The sequence below is a fragment of the Aeromonas sp. 600724 genome (genome assembly GCF_049175135.1).
Taxonomy (GTDB): Bacteria; Pseudomonadota; Gammaproteobacteria; order Enterobacterales; family Aeromonadaceae; genus Aeromonas; species Aeromonas veronii_A.
This window is the reverse complement of sequence record NZ_JAAKUM010000007.1, coordinates 70,342-88,405: the sequence shown is the minus strand read 5'-3', so window position 1 is coordinate 88,405 and position 18,064 is coordinate 70,342. Positions and strand designations below refer to the sequence as shown.

At 55.7% G+C, this 18,064-nt stretch carries 17 protein-coding genes; 15 read left to right on the top strand and 2 right to left on the bottom strand.

Annotated elements, in window-relative coordinates:
* Positions 1-4: 4 nt before the first annotated feature.
* Entirely contained in the window at positions 5-3,358 is a 3,354-nt protein-coding gene (locus G5168_RS08440; RefSeq protein WP_421252077.1) for a pilus assembly protein, read from the top strand.
* An 8-nt stretch (positions 3,359-3,366) separates the two neighbouring features.
* Complete coding sequence (tppA, locus tag G5168_RS08435) at positions 3,367-3,768, top strand: type IVa pilus pseudopilin TppA (RefSeq protein WP_100654567.1); 402 nt, start codon at positions 3,367-3,369, stop codon at positions 3,766-3,768.
* 3 nt (positions 3,769-3,771) lie between these two features.
* Here the strand turns inward: tppA and G5168_RS08430 are convergent, their stop codons facing one another.
* Complete coding sequence (locus G5168_RS08430; RefSeq protein WP_100654566.1) at positions 3,772-4,161, bottom strand: type IV pilin protein; 390 nt, start codon at positions 4,159-4,161, stop codon at positions 3,772-3,774.
* Positions 4,162-4,256: 95 nt separating this feature from the next.
* Between G5168_RS08430 and G5168_RS08425 the strand changes: the two genes are divergently transcribed.
* From G5168_RS08425 to luxS, 8 genes are all read left to right on the top strand, one after another.
* Complete coding sequence (locus G5168_RS08425) at positions 4,257-4,808, top strand: GspH/FimT family pseudopilin (protein ID WP_216952860.1); 552 nt, start codon at positions 4,257-4,259, stop codon at positions 4,806-4,808.
* A 20-nt stretch (positions 4,809-4,828) separates the two neighbouring features.
* Positions 4,829-5,416, top strand: a complete 588-nt coding sequence (locus G5168_RS08420; protein WP_216954532.1) for a PilW family protein — start codon at positions 4,829-4,831, stop codon at positions 5,414-5,416.
* Positions 5,417-5,420: 4 nt separating this feature from the next.
* Entirely contained in the window at positions 5,421-6,527 is a 1,107-nt protein-coding gene (locus G5168_RS08415) for a PilX N-terminal domain-containing pilus assembly protein (RefSeq protein WP_216952861.1), read from the top strand.
* An 8-nt stretch (positions 6,528-6,535) separates the two neighbouring features.
* Complete coding sequence (locus tag G5168_RS08410) at positions 6,536-8,644, top strand: type IV pilus modification PilV family protein (RefSeq protein WP_227341913.1); 2,109 nt, start codon at positions 6,536-6,538, stop codon at positions 8,642-8,644.
* A gap of 73 nt (positions 8,645-8,717) precedes the next feature.
* The gene (locus G5168_RS08405; RefSeq protein WP_421252076.1) at positions 8,718-10,340 is read left to right on the top strand and encodes an NAD+ synthase; all 1,623 of its coding nucleotides are present in this window, start codon (positions 8,718-8,720) and stop codon (positions 10,338-10,340) included.
* A gap of 9 nt (positions 10,341-10,349) precedes the next feature.
* A complete protein-coding gene (gene glnB, locus G5168_RS08400; protein WP_005308848.1) occupies positions 10,350-10,688 on the top strand; it encodes a nitrogen regulatory protein P-II in 339 nt (112 codons plus the stop codon).
* Between the two features lie 50 nt (positions 10,689-10,738).
* Positions 10,739-11,341 carry a transglycosylase SLT domain-containing protein gene (locus tag G5168_RS08395; protein ID WP_042030721.1) on the top strand — a complete coding sequence of 201 codons (603 nt, stop codon included), beginning with the start codon at positions 10,739-10,741 and terminating at the stop codon, positions 11,339-11,341.
* An 18-nt stretch (positions 11,342-11,359) separates the two neighbouring features.
* On the top strand, positions 11,360-11,869 hold the full coding sequence (luxS, locus tag G5168_RS08390; RefSeq protein ID WP_005340462.1) for an S-ribosylhomocysteine lyase: 510 nt from the start codon (positions 11,360-11,362) through the stop codon (positions 11,867-11,869).
* A gap of 323 nt (positions 11,870-12,192) precedes the next feature.
* On the opposite strand, the gene G5168_RS08385 is transcribed toward luxS, so the two are convergent.
* Positions 12,193-12,813, bottom strand: coding sequence for a type II secretion system protein (locus G5168_RS08385; RefSeq protein ID WP_421252075.1), 621 nt, complete (start codon positions 12,811-12,813; stop codon positions 12,193-12,195).
* 41 nt (positions 12,814-12,854) lie between these two features.
* Here G5168_RS08385 and G5168_RS08380 point away from each other — a divergent pair, with 41 nt between their 5' ends.
* The 5 genes from G5168_RS08380 (at position 12,855) to deoA (ending at position 18,060) form a co-directional block, all read left to right on the top strand.
* Positions 12,855-13,634, top strand: a complete 780-nt coding sequence (locus G5168_RS08380) for a TatD family hydrolase (RefSeq protein ID WP_216952865.1) — start codon at positions 12,855-12,857, stop codon at positions 13,632-13,634.
* A 216-nt stretch (positions 13,635-13,850) separates the two neighbouring features.
* The gene (locus G5168_RS08375) at positions 13,851-15,125 is read left to right on the top strand and encodes a NupC/NupG family nucleoside CNT transporter (protein ID WP_019445565.1); all 1,275 of its coding nucleotides are present in this window, start codon (positions 13,851-13,853) and stop codon (positions 15,123-15,125) included.
* Between the two features lie 125 nt (positions 15,126-15,250).
* Positions 15,251-15,421: a XapX domain-containing protein gene (locus G5168_RS08370; RefSeq protein ID WP_005340467.1), complete on the top strand. Its 171-nt coding sequence runs from the start codon at positions 15,251-15,253 to the stop codon at positions 15,419-15,421.
* 424 nt (positions 15,422-15,845) lie between these two features.
* Positions 15,846-16,619: a deoxyribose-phosphate aldolase gene (gene deoC, locus G5168_RS08365; RefSeq protein WP_005340468.1), complete on the top strand. Its 774-nt coding sequence runs from the start codon at positions 15,846-15,848 to the stop codon at positions 16,617-16,619.
* A gap of 109 nt (positions 16,620-16,728) precedes the next feature.
* Positions 16,729-18,060, top strand: a complete 1,332-nt coding sequence (gene deoA, locus G5168_RS08360) for a thymidine phosphorylase (RefSeq protein WP_421252074.1) — start codon at positions 16,729-16,731, stop codon at positions 18,058-18,060.
* Positions 18,061-18,064 lie beyond the last annotated feature (4 nt).

Sequence of the window (18,064 nt, the reverse complement as noted above, 5' to 3'; positions counted from 1 at the left end):
GTGTATGGGCAAACTTGGTTTTGGCCTTTCGGTGATGCTCTGCTGTGCTTCGGCACAGGCGGCGCTCGATATTGCCCAGGTTCCCCTCTATCTCGGCACCCGGGCCGATCCCAATATCATGTTTACCCTGGATGATTCGGGTTCGATGCATTTCGAGATCATGCCCGAGTCCTTGATCGAGAACGATGCGCGTTATGTCTACCCACGTGCTAACAAGGTCTATGGTAGCGATGATTACGATAATCGTACCGTGACCTTTGCTGCGGGCAGTAATCGTAATGCCTACACCCGTTCCAGCCATAACAACAAGCTTTATTACAATCCGCAGTTGACCTATCGCCCTTGGGTCAAGGCGGATGGCACCTTGATGAGTAATGCCAAAATTACCTGCGCCCCGCACAATCCATTGAAGAATCCCGATAGGTCGTGCCGTGATTTGACCAATGAAGGTACGGAGTACGCAAATGCCGATAACGCTACTTTCTATAAAAAATTTAATGATGATGAAGTAAATAAAACGGAAGAGTTCTGGCCTGCCGTCTATTTCGACTACAAAGGTAGCGGTGATGTCAAGAAGGTGAGTAGCTATAACAGGGTGGAGATAAGTAAAAGCACGTCAAGTTACCTTGGGCGGCCCAATCGCAGCGACTGCAAGAGCGCGCCTGCCTGTAGCTATGACGAGGAGATCCAGAACTTTGCCAACTGGTATACCTATTACCGTTCGCGGATCCTGGCAGCACGAGCTGGCATTGGGCGTGCCTTTGCCAGTCAGGGGCAATCGCTGCGAGTCGGTTTTGCCACCATCAACGCCAGCGGTAGTGTGATCCGTGATGTAGCCGCTTTTTCGGGTACTAATCGCAGTGACTTTTTCAAAGATCTCTATAGCCGAGATATTCCAGCTGCCGGTACTCCACTGCGGACCAGCCTCCAGCATGTGGGAAACTACTTTTCCAAGACGGGTGGCGATGGCCCCTGGGCCGTCAGTGCCGGTAGCACGCTTCCTCATCTTACCTGTCGCCAGAGTTATAACATCCTGATGACCGATGGTTACTGGAGTGAGGGACGAGCTTATGATCCTGACCCTGCGGTCGGTGACCAAGACAATGATGGAACCGCTGATACCTTGGCTGATGTGGCTTACCATTACTGGAAAACGGATCTGCGTCCCGATCTCGCAAACAAGGTTCCGACCAGCACGGAGGATCCCGCTAATTGGCAGCATCTGGTCAACTTCACGGTCGGATTGGGGGTCAACGGCACCTTGAACCCTGCCAGCGGGAAGCCTGTGAGTTGGCCCAGCCCCTACGGCTCCGATGCAAAGAAAATTGATGATCTGTGGCATGCGGCCGTCAACAGCAAAGGGAATTTCTTCAGCGCGGCAGATCCCGATACCTTTGCCGCAGCTCTGAGCAGTACCCTTGCCCAGATCGCAGCGCGCAACAGCTCCGCCAGCTCGGTAACCGCCAACGCAACCCGGCTGGACAGCAATACCCACATCTACCAGGCCCGCTACAACAGCGGCGACTGGTCGGGGCAACTGGTCTCGATCCCGCTTAACAGCGATGGCACCCTTGGGGAGATCGCCTGGGATGCCGCTACCTTGATCCCCGAGCCTTCGGCACGCAATATCTTCACCCGGCAAGATGGTGTCGGCATCCCCTTCCATTGGGATACGCTGAATGTGACCAACCGGGCTCTATTCAATGTCGCTGGTGACAACCAGGGAGAAAGCCGGGTCGCCTATCTGCGCGGTGAGCGCAGTGGCGAGCAGCGCAATGGCGGTGCGTTTCGCAATCGCAGTGATCTGCTCGGCGACATCATCAATTCTGATCCCGTCTACGTGGGCAAGCGTGATTACGGTTACAGCAGTGCAACCGGTCTGACCCAGACCGAGCGGGAGGGTTACCAGGCTTTTCTAGGCTCGACGGCGATTACCCGGCGCCCACCCATGCTCTATGTCGGTGCCAATGACGGTATGCTGCACGGATTTCGAGTCGCCGACGGTGTCGAGCGACTGGCCTATATCCCGTCCAGCCTGCTGGGCGAGCTGAATCAGTTGACCAGACCGAATTACAGCCATCGCTACTATGTGGATGGGACGCCCAAGGTGGGCGATGCCTATCTGGGCAGTCGCTGGAAGAGCATCTTGCTGGGATCCACCGGTGCCGGTGGCAAGGCGGTATTTGCCATAGATGTGACGGCCCCGGATAACTTCACCGCCGACAAGATGCTGTGGGAGTTCACCGATAGCGAAATGGGGGTTGCACTGGCGGCACCCACTCTGGTGCGGGTCAAAGCCGACAACAAATGGGTTGCTCTTGTTGCGAATGGTTACAACAGCACCAGTCAGACTGCGAGGCTGTTTGTGCTGGATCTGGCGACTGGCGCCATCATCAAAGAGATCGATACCGAGGTAGGGTCTTCCAGCGAGCCCAACGGTCTATCTTCCCCCTTGCCGGTAGATCAAGACGGGGACAGGGTTGTCGACTATGTCTATGCCGGTGACCTGCACGGCAATTTGTGGAAATTCGATCTGACTGACAAAAACAGTGCCCAGTGGGGAAGTGCTTTGAAAACGGGCAACAAGCCCAAGCCGCTGTTCCAGGCCTGTAATGGCAGCTGCAGTGCCGGTACGCGTCAGCCGATCACCATGCGTCCTTTGGCTATTCGGCACCCTAAAGGGGGGGTTATGGTGATGATGGGGACTGGCAGTTATTTTACCAATGATGACAAACTGGTTCCCGCCACGCCGAGGCTGGAAGCGGTGTACGGTATCTGGGATACGGGGGCTACCGTGCTCAGTAGCCAGCTGTTGCAGCAGAGCATCACCCATGAGTTTGTGGCCAACGGCACCACTATCAAGTTCAACGTGAGGGTTGTCTCCAACCGGAATGTCAATTACACCAGCCAAAAGGGTTGGTATCTGCTATTGAAATCGCCAAGCTTGAGCAAGGGGGTCGGTGAGCGGGCCGTCTCCGAGATGCTCTATCGGCATAAGCGATTGATCTTCAATACCTTGATCCCGTCGGCGGATGCCTGTGACTTTGGTGGCCGCTCCTGGCTGATGGAGCTGGATCCCATCTCGGGGGCCAGACTCACCTACTCGGTGTTTGATGTTAACGGCGACGGGGCCGTCAACGATGATGATTACGTCGCGATCGAGGATGAAGCCGGCAATGACATCAAGGTGCCGGTCAGCGGCAAGCAATTTGATGAGCTCACCACGACGCCAAGCGTAGTGGAAGATGCCGAGATGGAGCGCAAATATATCAGCGGCTCCAGCGGAAATATCTCGGTCACGCTGGAAGAGGGGGCAGGCGATCTGGGTGGCCGCCAGTCCTGGTTGCAACTGGAGTAGAGGTTGGCATGGAACGTGGTTTTACCCTGATTGAGTTGATGATAGTGGTCGCAGTGGTCGCCATTCTGGCCGCGATCGCGTATCCCAGTTACAACAACTACATGGCGGCTGCCAAGCGGGCCGAAGCCAAGGCAGTGTTGCTGGAAGCGGCGCAATATCTGGAGCGGGAGTTTACTGCCAATGGCAATTACGACGCCGGTAACCTAGCCTCTGCCGGCTTGGCGACCCTGCCGAGGGATGGGGGGGCTGCGTATTACAATGTAGCGCTCAATGCCAGTGGGGCCCGTTATACCCTGACCGCCATTCCGACCGGTGTGATGAATGGCGATCCCTGTGGATTGTTGACTCTCGATCAGAGCGGACTGCAGGGGGTATCACGAGCCACCATGACAGCCACCGAATGCTGGTAGCGTTCAGTTCCAGCACTCGGCAGGCGTCTTGATGTCGGCCTTGTTGATAGTCAGGGTATCACAGGCCGTATTGCCGGCCTTGTCGCCGACCTGGGCCCCCTTGCTGGTGGCCACCAGTGTGTAGGCGGTGGCGCTGGCGCCAGAAATGCTAAAGGTGTAGTAATCGCTGGTTGGGTTGCCCACACTGGCTATCGCACTGCTGTAACTGGCATTGGAGATGCGAAATTCTTCTTGTTTGAGCTGCATGGTCAGCAAGCCCTTGATGGCATCGGCTCGACGAGATTTACGCAGACCGTCAGTAAAGCTCGGGTAGGCGACAGCGGCAATGATGGCAACGATGGCAACGACCACCATCAATTCCAGCAGGGTGATTCCGGATTGTTTGATTCTCATGGGCGCGGCAGGGTTCGTTAAACAGATAGATACTATAGGATAGTACTGACATCATACTCTACTGGCATGTGCGAAAAGAAAGGAGTCTTTAGCCAATGGAATTCGCAGAGGGGCGCTCAGCCGGTTTTACCATGATTGAATTGATGATCGCCATGGCTCTGGTCGCCCTGCTGCTAACCGTAGCCATCCCCAGTTATCAGTCATTGCGCCAGGAGCAGATAGTCAAGGCGGCTACCCAAGCCGTTTACACGGATATCATGCTGCTCAAGTCTGAGGCTATCAAACGTAATAAACCGATAATCTTCAAGATATTCAATGCGGGGCAGGCCAATTGGTGCTATCGCATCGCTCTTGATTCGGCATGTAATAGCTGCTCGGATTCATGTTCTGCTATTGAAGGTCGCAAGGGCGTTGATGCCAGCGAGTTTAACGGCATTACTCTGACGACAAACTATGAATTATCCGGTTCTGAAAATGCTCTTGAAATCAATAACCGTAGAGGCTCATTCAAAGATCTTCACGGCAGTGGCGGTTTGGGCAATGGTTCTATTTGTCTGAAGAACGGGACCTCTGAGCACAGGGTTATTATTGCCACAAATGGGCGAGTGAGAACCGAGCCAGTCACGGGGAGCTCTCCATGCGATTAGGTCTAGCACGAGGCTTTAACATCGTCGAGTTAATGGTGGCCATGGTCGCAGGTCTGTTTTTGGTTGCAGCCGTAACATCCTTGTTCGCCACTATTCTCAAGGCCAATCAAACATCGATGCAGGTAAGTCGTCTAAATCAGGAGTTGCAAAGTATCACGGACATGATTGCCCGTGATGTACAGCGAACTGGTTACGATCAGGGAGCTACTGTGTTTCTCAATGCTGCATCAGGCTCCAGATCCCCCTTCTATTTTGATACTGGCAGCGACCTGATGAATGAGACGATCACTGGTTCCAAGATTTATCGCTGTATCCGGCTGAAATACGATGATGATAACAATGGAACCCTCGGTGCCAATGAGATCTTTATTTACAGCTACGACAGTACCGACAAAGGGGTGCAGCTCGGTACCAGTTGCAGCACGGGGAATTTACTCAGTACCGATGACACCATTGAGGTGACTGACCTCACTTTTTCGCTGCTTGGAAGCAGTGCGTCGGCTGGCGCGAGAACGGTGCGCTTGGCCATATCGGGTCAGTTAAAGGCAAATAGTGCACTTAAACTCACCTTGCAGCGTGATATCAAGCTGCGTAACGACGGGTATTGATGCCATGAAACGTTATCTTGGCTTTACCACATTCACTATTACGCTGCTGCTTATTGTGATCCTGCTTGGCATCTCTTTGCTGGTGGGCAAGCTGATGGTTGCTGACCGTCGTGTCAGTCTTAATGAAGTACAGTACCGGCAGGCGTTGGCACTGGCCGAGCTGGGTCTCTCGGATGGGGTCGGACGGCTTGCGCAGGATGCAGCTTGGCGCACCCCCAGTAGCGGTATATCTATCACTGTTTCGGCTGGCAATTATACCCTGTGGGCTCTGGATGAACCGACCGTGATTGTCGGTGGGGCGAACGTAGTTCCGGTTAAAGTGCGCACTATGGCAACCCTGGTGGACAGTACCGCCAATGCAGAGGTTGAGGTGAAGGCCATCAAGATAAGCGTGTTGGCCGGCACTCCCGCAGCCCCCCTGACAGTTGCCGGTGGTATGGCAGTATCCGGCAACTTCACTGTGGTGGCCAACCCTAACGGTGGGGGGCCAGGGGTTCCGTTATCTGTCTGGACGAATGGCAATGTGGATTTGACCAATGGTTCTGGTCAGACTTGCCATCAGGGAGACTACAGCGGCGGGTGCAGTACCTACATTAGCCAGAAGGGTGATAAGCAGTCGGACATCAAAGATAATGATACGGCATTCCCCACAGACCTGGTCTGGTATCTGTTTAATGAGAATGATGACGCTACGGGGTGGGCCAATCTGGAGTCACGAGCAGTACAACGGTTGAATAATTGCGACTCGCTCTCGACCGCCTCAAGCGGCCTTATTATCGTCGATGGAGACTGCAAACCGGGTGGGTCTATCGGCTCGGTTGCTGCGCCCGTGGTACTCATCGTTCGCAATGGCAATCTGATGGTCAATGGGAGCGCTACCCTCTATGGGCTGGTGTTTGCCTATTCATCCACGCCTGCTACGGCGACTACTGATATCAGCTTGAAGGGGGGGGCTATCGTCAACGGTGCCGTGGTGGCCAACTATCAACTGGGCAAAACGGCTAACGGTACCTTTGATGCCAAGTATGATCAGGCGGTGTTGAGCAATATCGAAAATGGGGCTGCGTTTCAGAGCATCAATCTGGTGCCTGGTAGCTGGCGCGACTGGTAGGAGCATGTATGAAACCGCACAAGGGATTTGGGCTGTTAGAGATTTTGATCACTCTGGTTCTGCTGGGAGTGGGGGTCGCAGGATTGGTGGCTATGTCTCGTTCGTTGCTCAATACCTCCCAGGATAGCCGCCGTTATGAGGTAGCCATGCGTCTGGCGGAGTCAAAACTGGATGCGTTTCGTACCTTCAATGGAGTGGTAAGCGCGGTTTCACCGCTTACTGCTTATAACAGTATCGCGGCAGGTTCCAGTTCGGCGACACCTCCTGATGGCGGTGGGACTTATGCCCTTAGTTGGACCGTCAGCAATCAGTACTGGAATGGTTCTGGCTGGCAAACGGCTATCCCGGCGGGTTATTTGCATGCCTATTCTGGCCGAAAGGTGGTCAATGTCACTGTCAGTTGGAGCGACAGCGTCGGGCAGTCCCATTCCTTGTTGCTTTCCGGTGCGGTATCGCCTGTTGAGTCATTAACCCAGAATCAGTTTAACGGGGGGTTGGATACCAGTCGTGAACCGCCCCATGTGGTTTATACCCCCGGGGTCGCGCCCGATGTCATTTCCATCCAGATTGACCAGGAAGGGCGCAAGCAAGAGACCAGCAAGCCATTGCCCACCGTGACCTCCAAGGATGGTTCTGTTGGCAAACTGGTGCAATTCGAGACTGTTACCTATAAGCCAGACAATGGTGGCAATACTCAACAGGTGCTGCAGGATCTGGCATCGGTCTCCTGTTCCTGCAGTTATGGCTCGAGTGTCAATGCCTACCTGCCCGGTAAGGCCATTTTGACCAGCAGCAACCTGTTGTACTGGAATGTGGGCTCCCAGGTTACCAAGCAGACCGGGGTACTCAACAGCAGTGTCAGAGATCAGCCGAGTCTCTGCACCAGTTGCTGCAAGGATCATTTCGATGGCAGCGGCAGCAGTTTCGAACAGTTTTACGCTCCACTCAATACCAGTCGACTGCGTTACAACAGTGGCCTCTCATCGGTCAATAGTGGCGATTATGTGGATGCCTGCCGCTTTGTCAGACTTGATGGTTACTATCGCCCGCTGCCTGACTGGAACCTGATCAAAGTTGTCGTGACCAGCGCTGATTTTCTTGCCAAGCCCGCAAACCAGACCAGCTATCAGAACTACATCAAGTACGTAGTTACTACCTACATCACCTGGCAGAAAAACACCCTCAACTGGACCGCAAACCCCACGGCCACGCCGCCGACGATCACCGAATTTGCAGAGTGGTTGCCTGCCAATGCTGCGACAGGGGGAGATACCAGCACCAAGATCACCATGAATACGGGGACCGCCCAGTTGATTGCTAGAGGTATCTACGTGGATCTGCTCTCGCCGGACAGTCTCTCGAAGCTCGATCTGACTTCTCAGGATCTGTTGGCCAAGGTTCCGTTTCAGGATATCAATCTGACCATGCTGGCGGAGTGGAGCTTGGTGCCATTGAGTGGCCAGTTGACTGGCAGTGCCTCTGACTATGTCGGTGTGACCAACGAGCCTGTCAAGACAGTCGTTGATCTTGGCAGCTATTATTTTGGTAGCTACAGCCGTGGTTATCTGTCCGCCAAGAAGAGCACCAAGGATGCATCCAACGTGTTGCAAAGTGCATCGATCAAGGTGACGGCCTACCAAGGTAACTCGGGGATCACAGCTTCACTTATCTCACCGGTAGATCGAAGTGAGGCCAAGGTCGCCACCATGCCTATCTCGATCGATACCAGCTCCCAGACTGTGCCAACTCTCACTGTATCGGGACGCATAGAGTGTCTTGAGCAAGGGAATGGCAACAATACTGCGCCAGTATCTTGCGGCAAAAATACCTTCAGTGGCTTGAATGTCAGTACCACAACTTCGGGGGCTACTTGCCGTATTGATAAACCCCAGGCTAACAACCAGCCGGCTACCTATGTCTGTACGGCAGCGCAAAATAGTAGCTTGGTGGTGAACTTCTCCTACAGTGCACAGGGCAATAAAACTTACTTGTTGAAACCTGCTTCCCTCAGCATCGCCATGACGCCACCCGCCAACGGTCAGGTGATTAGTGGTCCTTGTGCCCTGCTGGTGGATAATGGTGTAACCAATGCAGCTAATCTAAGTTGTACCCCTTGAATCCGGGGCGCTGGCACAGCCAGCGCCTTTTCTTTATCATTCCCCATCATTTTCGAATACAAGATGCATCGCCATGGCAAAAGCCCTCTCTCTGATGCTTGCCCAGTTGAATCTGACGGTAGGCGCCATCGAAGATAACACTGACAAAGTGCTCGCTGCGGCGGCTCAGGCCGAGCAGCAAGGTGCCGATCTGCTGGTCTGCTCCGAGCTGGCCCTGACCGGCTATCCACCGGAAGATCTGCTGCTGCGCGCCGATCTGATGATCCGGGTCGAAGCCGCGTTGGCTCGTGTTGCCGAATGGCAGGGCAACTGTGCCATTTTGGTGGGGCATCCCTGGCGTGAAGGGGAGGCGCTCTACAACGCGGCGTCACTCTATGAGCAGGGCAAGCTGATTGCCCGTTACTTCAAGCAGGACTTGCCCAACTACGGCGTGTTTGATGAGAAGCGCTACTTCACCGCGGCAACCGAGACCTGCGTGGTGCCGTTCCGTGGTCACCAGCTGGGGCTGCTCATCTGTGAAGATCTGTGGCAGCCGGGTCCGGCGCTGGCTGCCAAGGCGGCGGGTGCCGAGCTGCTGCTCACCATCAATGCGTCGCCATACGATCAGGAAAAACCCTGGATCCGCCGCGAGCTGATGGCCGAGCGCTGCGATCAGACCGGTCTGCCGCTGGTTTACCTCAATCAGGTATGCGGTCAGGATGAGCTGATTTTCGACGGCTGCTCCAAGGTGTTCAACAGCCAGGGCGAGTTGACCCACAAACTGGCCCCGTTTGCCGAAGAGCTGGCGCTGGTACGTTTTGCCGATGGCCAGCCGGTGAAAGAACGGGAGCCCGCTGCGCCGCTGGAACCCTTGGCCGAGACCTATCAGGCGCTGGTGCTGGCGGTGCGCGACTATGTCATCAAGAACGGTTTCCATGGTGCCGTACTGGGCCTATCCGGCGGTATCGACTCGGCGCTGACGCTGGCCATCGCGGCCGATGCCATCGGGGCCGACAAGGTGCAGGCGGTGATGATGCCGTTCCGCTATACCGCCCAGATGAGCGTGGAGGATGCCAAGGAGCAGGCCGAGCGGATGGGGGTTGAGTTCAACATCATCTCCATCGAGCCGATGTTCGAAGGATTTATGACCCAGCTGGCGCCGTTGTTTGAAGGTACCGCTCGCGATACGACCGAAGAGAACCTGCAGGCCCGCTGCCGCGGCGTGCTGTTGATGGCGCTCTCCAACAAGCGTCGCCGTATCGTGCTGACCACCGGTAACAAGAGCGAAATGGCGGTCGGTTATGCCACCCTGTACGGTGACATGGCGGGCGGTTTCGACGTGCTGAAAGATGTGCCCAAGACGCTGGTATTCAAATTGTGCGAATATCGCAACTCGGTCGACTATGTGATCCCGCAGCGGGTTATCGACCGTCCTCCTTCAGCGGAGCTGGCGCCGGATCAGGTGGATCAGGATAGTCTGCCCCCATACGACATCCTCGATGCCATTCTCAAGTGCTACGTGGAAGAGGATGCCTCGGTCGCCGACATGGTGGCGGAGGGCTTCGAGGAAGCTGTGGTACGCAAGGTGATCCGACTGGTGGATCTCAACGAATACAAGCGCCGTCAGGCGGCGGTCGGGCCCCGCATTACGGCTCGCAACTTTGGTAAGGATCGCCGTTACCCCATTACATCCGGGTTCGGCAAACAGAACTGGTAAGGAGTCACCATGAAGAAGATTGAAGCCATCATCAAACCGTTCAAGCTGGACGATGTGCGCGAGGCCCTGGCAGAGATCGGCATCAACGGCATGACCGTATCCGAAGTCAAAGGCTTCGGCCGCCAGAAGGGCCATACCGAGCTCTATCGCGGCGCCGAATATATGGTCGACTTCCTGCCGAAAGTGAAGGTGGAGCTGGTGGTGCAGGATGAGGATCTCGATGCTTGTCTGGAAGCGATCCAGAACACCGCCCGCACCGGCAAGATTGGTGACGGCAAGATCTTCGTTTGCGAGGTGGAGCGCGTCATTCGTATCCGTACCGGCGAAGAGAACGAAGACGCTATCTGATGTCGTTTTTGCCTCGTTATGTTCAGGAGAGCAAATCAAGTTCTGCTCTGATGTCCCGAAAGCGCATCGTGGCGGTGGCAGGCCTGCTGGCAGTACTCACTGCGTGCAGTACCCGCCCGCCGGCTCAGCCGGAAAACCTGTGCCAGATCTTTCGCGAGAAGCCGGAGTGGCACAAGGCCGCGCTCAAGATGAACGAGAAGTGGGGGACGCCGATCCATGTGGTGATGGCCATGATGTATCAGGAGTCCTCCTTCGTACACGACGCCCAGCCGCCGATGGAGTATTTCCTCTTTATTCCGACCGGGCGGGCGAGCTCGGCTTATGGCTACGCTCAGGTGAAAGACGAGACCTGGGCTGATTACCAGCGAGAGACCGGCAATAGCTGGAGCGATCGCGATGACTTTGCCGACGCCATCGATTTTATGGGCTGGTACACTAACAAGGCCCAGCGGCTCAATGGCACCTCCAAGTGGGATGCCTATGGCCAGTACCTCAACTATCACGAAGGGTGGGGTGGCTACCGGCGTGGCAGCTATCGCAGCAAGGGGTGGTTGATGAAAACCTCGCGCAAGGTAGAGGCTCGCGCCCAGCGCTACGGCGCCCAGTATCGACAATGCAAGGATCAGCTCTCCCGCGGGGGCTGGTTCTGGTAACCCAATCAGGAGTCAGAAATGCCGTTATTGGACAGTTTTACCGTTGACCACACCCGTATGGAAGCGCCAGCGGTGCGTGTGGCCAAGACTATGCAGACCCCGAACAAGGACACCATTACCGTGTTCGACCTGCGTTTCTGTGTGCCGAACCAGGAGATCCTCTCCGAGCGCGGTATCCATACGCTGGAGCACCTGTTCGCCGGTTTTATGCGTGATCACCTGAATGGCAACGGCGTGGAGATCATCGATATCTCCCCCATGGGTTGCCGTACCGGCTTCTACATGAGCCTGATCGGCGCGCCGGACGAAGCCCGTGTTGGCGCAGCCTGGCAGGCGGCCATGAGCGACGTGCTGACCGTGCAGGATCAGGCCAAGATCCCCGAGCTGAACGAGTATCAGTGCGGCACCTACAGCATGCACTCGCTGGAAGAAGCGCACGCCATCGCCCGTCATGTGCTGGAGCGTGGCATCGGTGTTAACCACAACGACGAGTTGGCTCTGCCGGAAGAGAAACTGAAGAGCCTTTGAGGCGGATGAGCTATCGCTCGTCGGATAACCTCTTCAGGGAATGTTAAAGAGCTGGTCAGCCATGCTGACCAGCTCTTTTTATTTTGCTCGACCGTGGTCATGGGGATGCCTTGCTCCCCTTGCCGACTCTGATTAGGATGGTTTTTGACCTGAACCTGTTGGCGGAGGTGTGACGATGAAAGGGGTATTGCTGCGTTGGCTGGCCCGTTACGATGCGTGGTGCGAGGAGTGGGGGCTCACTCAGGAGAACCGGCGCTGCTGCACACCGGTTCGTTATAATGAGGACTCAAGCAAAGAGCGAGCTTGCGCAGAAGAGGCTGAGCTCAATCAAAATTGCGGGTCACGGCACCGGTAACGCTGTTGTACTCGAAGCCGAGGCCGTTTTCATACTCTGAGTCAGCCGGGAAGCGGCCTATTGATTTTTGCAGAATATAACGGCAGTTAAAGTGTTCCAAACCACTTGGCTCGGTTTGGTCATCTGCAGAAATTAGCTTTGAGATATAAATTGTGTTTTCATCTTTTTTGTCCTCATCTTCCACAGATTGATCAGTATCAAGGAGCGCGGCGAACAGAAGAGCGCAGTCGTCTCTACTGTTCACAGAGATTTCGTTACTACCCCCACCTGTTGAGGGTTCATCGATTCCTTGACCCCCTTCTTTCGTACCCACAGGCCAGCCGTAGTGGTTGATATCCAGATCTTTATTGCCCATCCCACTGAAGTTATACAGCGCGAGGTCTTGCCCCTGTACTTTCACCGCCCAGCCGGCATTTGCCAGTTGAACTGCACTGGCAAAGCTGCCAGCAGTCGCCGAGACCGTGCTTTTCAGGGCATCATCCTTGATATTGATAAAGCGTGGCAGGGCGGTGACGGTCAGGATCCCCAGCACTATGATCACCAACACCAGTTCAATCAGGGTAAAGCCGTTGTTTCTGTTGTTCATCATGTTCAATGACCCATTAAATACCGCAAACAGGTGTGAGTGATATGCAGCTGATAGATACCCATTGCCATCTCGACTTTCCGGTGTTCGACCAGGACAGGGAGGCGCTGCTGGCCCGTTGCCGGGCATTAGGGGTGACGCAGTATATCATTCCTGCCATCGCAGAGGATAACTGGACTCGTGTGATGGCACTGGCAGATCAGCATGACGGCCTTTTTTATGGTTTGGGAATTCATCCCTGGTATACCGGTGAGCAGCGGGAGGGGGTGATGGAACGGCTGCGAGCGTTGGTGATGAGTCAACCTGCCAGGCTGGTGGCCATTGGTGAGTGCGGGCTGGACCTCCGTTCTCACGTGCCGCAGGAGGGGCAGCTTGCGCTGTTTGAGGCTCAGATCCGGCTGGCTGCTGATGCTGGGCTCCCCCTGATGATCCACTCGGTGCGCGCCAATGACACTGTGGTCAAGCTGTTGCGCCGCTTCAAGCCGCCTCGTGGCGGGGTGATCCATGCTTTCAGCGGTTCGTTGCAGCAGGCGGAGGCTTTCTGGCAACTGGGCTTTCGGCTCGGGGTGGGCGGGGTAATCAGTTTTGAGCGGGCGAACAAGACGCGAGAGGTATTTCGTGCTATGCCGCTCGAGGCCCTGGTGCTGGAAACCGATTCGCCCGATATGCCGTTACAAGATGAGCAAGGCACTCGGAATACCCCGGAAGCGCTGCCGAAAATAGCTGAAATATTGATGACTTTGCGGGAGGAATCATCGGTAGATGTTGCTAAGGTGTTATTTGAAACTGCCCGGCATATTTTCCATCACGACCCATTGCCATGAAACAAATTCGCAACACCTGATTTAGTTGTCAGGAAAAAAAATGAGCGTAAAAATCGTTTGCTGTCTAATTTTGTGACACTTGGACATTTTGATAACGATAAAATGTGACCAGCATTCTATTTTATCGGACTTTAATTAGTATAATGCGCTCCCCTTGATTAGTTGGGTTTGATAACAACTCGCTAACAAGCCAGGTGCTACTAGAGGAAGATAATAATGAATTTGTTCATGGGTCTGGTAGGGATGGCGACGCTCGTCCTTATCGCGGTGCTGTTCTCCAGCAATCGCAAGGCAATCAACGTGCGTACCGTTGTCGGTGCGTTCGCAATTCAAGCCGGTCTGGGGGCGTTTGTACTCTATGTTCCGGTTGGTCGCGATATCCTGGTCGGCGTGTCCGACGCGGTATCCAGCGTGATCAGCTACGGCCAGAACGGGATCGACTTCCTGTTTGGCGGTCTGGTCAGCAACAAGATGTTTGAAGTGTTCGGTGGCGGCGGCTTTGTTTTTGCCTTCCGTGTTCTGCCGGTCATCATCTTCTTCTCCTCCCTGATTGCAGTGCTCTACTACCTGGGCATCATGCAGATGGTCATCAAGTTGCTGGGCGGCGGTCTGCAGAAAGTACTGGGTACTTCCCGCACCGAATCCCTGTCTGCAACTGCCAACATCTTCGTCGGTCAGACCGAAGCGCCGCTGGTGGTTCGTCCTTACATCTCCAAGATGACTGACTCCGAGCTGTTCGCCGTCATGTGTGGTGGTCTGGCTTCCGTTGCCGGTTCCGTACTGGCAGGTTACGCCTCCATGGGCGTGAAGATGGAATACCTGATTGCTGCCTCCTTCATGGCTGCACCGGGTGGTCTGCTGTTCGCCAAGCTGCTGGTTCCCGAGACCGAGACCCCGAACTACGACGAAAGCTCTGCCGATGCCGAGCTGGATGACAAGCCTGCCAACGTCATTGACGCTGCTGCTGCTGGCGCTTCTGCCGGTATGCAACTGGCCCTGAACGTCGGCGCCATGCTGCTGGCCTTCATCGGTCTGATCGCCATGATCAACGGCATCTTCTCCGGTGTGGGTGGCTGGTTCGGTTATCCGCAACTCTCTCTGGAACTGCTGCTGGGCTGGATCTTCTCCCCGCTGGCCTTCCTGATCGGTGTGCCCTGGAATGAAGCTGTGGTTGCTGGTTCCTTCATCGGTCAGAAGCTGGTAGTGAACGAGTTCGTGGCTTACCTGAACTTCGCTCCGTACCTGAAAGACGAAGTGCTGATCAACGGTGTGGCCATGTCCGATCATACCAAGGCGATCATCTCCTTCGCGCTGTGTGGTTTTGCCAACCTCTCCTCTGTTGCCATCCTGCTGGGTGGTCTGGGGTCCATGGCGCCGAACCGCCGCGGCACCATTGCACGCTTTGGTCTGAAAGCCGTACTGGCTGGCTCTCTGTCCAACCTGATGTCTGCCACTATCGCAGGCTTCTTCCTGGCACTGTCCGGCATGTAATCGCCGCCTGACTGACAGGGTATAAACACGAACGCCACGGCATCTGCCGTGGCGTTCGCGTATGGAGCGGTGACAACCGTTTTCCTATCTAAACTAATAATAAAATGAGTCAAATCGGAGGTTATATGAATGAAGTGCTACTGGCGATGGTGGCCGGCTTTATAGTTGGTTTGTTGTTTTCTTTCCTCAAATTGCCAATCCCGGCGCCTCCCGTTTTATCCGGGGTAATGGGGATCGTCGGGGTCTATCTGGGGGGATTGGCCTACTCCTGGATCCTGACTCGTTTCTTTTCGTAAGGCTTTTATAGACCTGGATTTGCCAGATGTGAGGTACCTCTGAAATTGGCAAATCTGGCTTGCAAACAGGGGGTATCTCGGCTGAAATAGGCGTTGCCAGCAGGGTGCTGGCAATGACTAATACTCGATGAAATCGGGTGTTGGCGGTCAAATGGAATTGATTGGGAAGTCGGGTCAGATGTTGTCGGCCATTCTCAAGTCTTCATGGAACCAAGTCCGCACTTTTGTAAGAAAGTGACAGGGCTCTTGCCTTATTTACAGTCGCAGTGCCTGCAGGGTGTTTTGAATAGCATCCCGATAGTGCCGGTGCCTTCGCACTGTAATTCCATTCCCGTATAGCTGGGGATTACTGCCTGTGCATCCATCGCTGGATGGTATGGTGGTGCCCGGTTATCTGGATTAAATCGAGACTTTGGAGAACAGAATGACTGATCTGAAAGTGGCCGCTCAGCGCGCCCTGAACCTGATGGACCTGACCACCCTGAACGATGACGACACCGATCAGAAGGTGATCGACCTGTGCCATAAGGCCAAGTCACCGGCTGGCCTGACCGCCGCCGTCTGCATCTACCCCCGTTTTATCCCTATCGCTCGCAAGACCCTGCGTGAGATCGGCGCTGCCGACGTACGCATTGCGACCGTGACCAACTTCCCGCACGGCAACGACGATATCGAGATCGCCGTGGCCGAGACCCGTGCCGCTGTCGCCTACGGTGCTGATGAAGTGGACGTAGTGTTCCCGTATCGCGCCTTCATGGCCGGTAATGAACAGATCGGTTTTGATCTGGTCAAAGCCTGTAAAGAGGCCTGCGGTGCCAACGTGCTGCTGAAAGTGATCATCGAAACCGGCGAGCTGAAAGAAGAGGCGCTGATCCGTCGCGCTTCCGAGATCTGTATCGATGCTGGTGCCGACTTCATCAAGACCTCCACCGGCAAGGTGCCGGTCAATGCGACCCCAGAAGCGGCCCGCATCATGATGGAAGTGATCAAGGCCAAGAATCCGAAAGTCGGCTTCAAGCCAGCTGGTGGCGTGAAAGATGCCGCCGTTGCCGGTCAGTACCTGGCCATGGCCGAAGAGATCCTCGGCAACGACTGGGTATCCGCCCGTACCTTCCGCTTTGGTGCATCCAGCCTGCTGGCCAGTCTGCTGGCCACTCTGGGGCATGGCGACAAGCCGGCCAACACCAGCGGTTACTAATAGGTTGATGAGAGGGCGGACGGCTGTCCGCCCTGTTAGCCCCCACCATGCGGTGTGCGGGCAAGGATTCAGGCTTGTGTAACGCCAGCAATGGCGGAGGGAATGAAAGATGTTTTTGCCTCAAGAAATTATTCGCAAGAAGCGCAACGGTGAAGCGCTCAGTACCCAAGAAATTCAATTCTTCGTTCAGGGCATTACCAACAACACCATCGGCGAAGGGCAGATCGCCGCGCTGGCGATGGCGGTCTACTTCAAAGACATGACCATGGATGAGCGGGTTGCCCTGACCTGCGCCATGCGCGACTCCGGCATGGTATTGACCTGGGATCACCTCAATCTGGGTGGCCCGATTGTCGACAAGCACTCCACCGGCGGGGTGGGTGATGTGGTCTCTCTGATGCTTGGCCCGATGGTCGCTGCCTGCGGCGGTTTCGTGCCGATGATCTCCGGCCGTGGTCTGGGCCACACCGGCGGCACCCTCGACAAGCTGGATGCCATTCCCGGCTACCAGACCTCGGTCGACAACGACCGTTTCCTCAAAGTGGTGAAAGAGGCGGGTGTCGCCATCATCGGCCAGACCGGCGATCTTGCCCCCGCTGACAAGCGTATCTATGCAGTACGGGACATCACCGCAACCGTCGAATCCATCGCCATGATCACCGGCTCCATCCTCTCCAAGAAGCTCGCCTCCGGGCTCGAAGCGCTGGTGATGGATGTGAAAGTGGGCTCCGGCGCCTTTATGCCGACCTTCGAAGCCTCCGAAGAGCTGGCCAAGAGCATAGTCGCCGTGGCCAACGGTGCCGGTTGCCGCACCTCTGCGCTCTTGACCGATATGAACCAGGTGCTGGCCTCCAGCGCCGGTAACGCGGTGGAAGTGCGTGAAGCTGTGCGCTACCTGACCGGTGAATACCGCAACCCGCGGATCCACGAAGTGACCATGGCGCTGTGCGCCGAGATGCTGATCTCCGCCGGTCTTGCCAGCGACGAGCGCGATGCCCGCACCAAGCTGCAGGCGGTGCTGGATAATGGCAAGGCGGCCGAGGTCTTCGGTCGCATGGTGACTGGTCTCGGTGGCCCGGCCGATTTTATGGAGCGTTACGACGCTTACCTGCCCAAAGCCGCCATCGTGCGCCCGGTCTTCGCGGCCAACAGCGGTTTCGTGACCGCCATGGATACCCGCGAGCTGGGTCTGGCCGTGGTCGCCATGGGCGGTGGTCGCCGCGCTGCCGGTGACAAACTTGATTATGCGGTCGGTCTGACCGACTTTATCCGCCTGGGTCAAAGCGTCGATGCTGACAAGCCGATCGCGATGATCCACGCTCAGACTGAAGAGCAATATGCTCAGGCTGCCAGCATGGTGCAGGCGGCTGTCCGGATTGGTGGCGAGCGGCCGGAGGCACTGCCTGAAGTGTACCGCCGTATCACCCTGGCCGATTTGTAACAAG